Annotated in this window: 1 protein-coding gene; it reads right to left on the bottom strand. The window is 49.8% G+C overall.

Features of this window, described 5'->3' with window-relative positions:
- Nucleotides 1–1,015 (bottom strand): formyltransferase family protein (locus EAE91_RS23475; RefSeq protein WP_280520311.1); only part of this gene is annotated, 1,015 nt, incomplete at its 3' end.
- Nucleotides 1,016–1,191: the final 176 nt, after the last annotated feature.

Here is a 1,191-nt window from a genome sequence, read left to right as displayed (position 1 = left end):
AAGGAAGCTGTTTGCCCGGTCTCAGTTCCGCTATCTCGGCAAGCTCTCTGGCAGACAACAACTGCCCTTCAAGGGTGGCGAATCCCCCGATCCGCACATCCTCACTGCCGGTCGTCACCTGCCAGGCATCCTCCTCCACACTCATCAACGTACCGGGTACCCCCTCAGAGCCTGTGTTCAACCGCTCAAGCCAGGAAATTTGTACCGGGCCCTGCCTCAGCAACAGTTTCGGGCAGCCCAATGGATTTAAATAATTCTCCCCAAAATCCAATGCCCGCACTAAAGCTGACAGGACTTCTGCCGACTGCTCCCAACACAAATATCCCCCGCCATCGGGGCGACGTGACTGAGCATAAAAACTCCGTTGCGAGAGATCCTGAGGGTAAGTCACCAGTGCGTCACGCCCCAGATTTTTCAGCAGTGCGACAAACCCTTGCTGAGCCGCCTGGTAACATTTCAGATTCAATGAGAAAGCGTTATCCTGTTCTTCAATCGATACCGGCCATTGCACAGCAATATCGCCAGTATCCACACCGCCTTCAATACAGTGCCAGGAAATAGCGTAATGAGTCTCCCGAGCTAACAACGCCCAGGAAGTTGCATGGCTGCCCGCATAGCGCGGCAGGGGACTATTATGATAATTAAAAGCCCCGCCACGAATGTGTTCAATTAATGACACCGGCAGGATGATGGGGTTGACGATTGAGAAAAGCCAATCGACAGGCTGTGACGTGATTTGTTCCTGTAATGCCTCAACCGAGTTCACACAAACAATCCCTTGCCGGGCAGCCCACGTTTGTAGAACAGGATCAGTAGGTAGCACTGCTTGTATGGTATGTCCAGCCGCCATAATTTGCTCGGCGCAAAACACCGCCAGGGTTGTCCCCCCCACCACAATACATGCTCGTGGTGGAATCGATGTATCATGCAGAGTATGAGTTATATTTTCACATGACATCTGAGAGAGAGCCTGGTCTTTAAGAACATTTCCCGCTGTAGCAATGTTACCTTTCATCTATTACCTCAACGAATCTGTTAGAAATTTGAAAACTGTCATTCCCGACAGCCCTCACCAATATTTCTTTCTTACTTCTTGCCCCCAAGAAATAAAAACGGACGCATCCGACATCAATTCAAGATATTCAAAAATCGTACCATCGCCCGATTAATAACGGACAATTAGTCATTTTT

It is taken from the genome of Photorhabdus noenieputensis, assembly GCF_018448935.1.
GTDB classification, from domain to species: domain Bacteria; phylum Pseudomonadota; class Gammaproteobacteria; order Enterobacterales; family Enterobacteriaceae; genus Photorhabdus; species Photorhabdus noenieputensis.
Note: the sequence above shows the minus strand (reverse complement) of the source record. Positions and strands in the feature narration are given on the sequence as shown.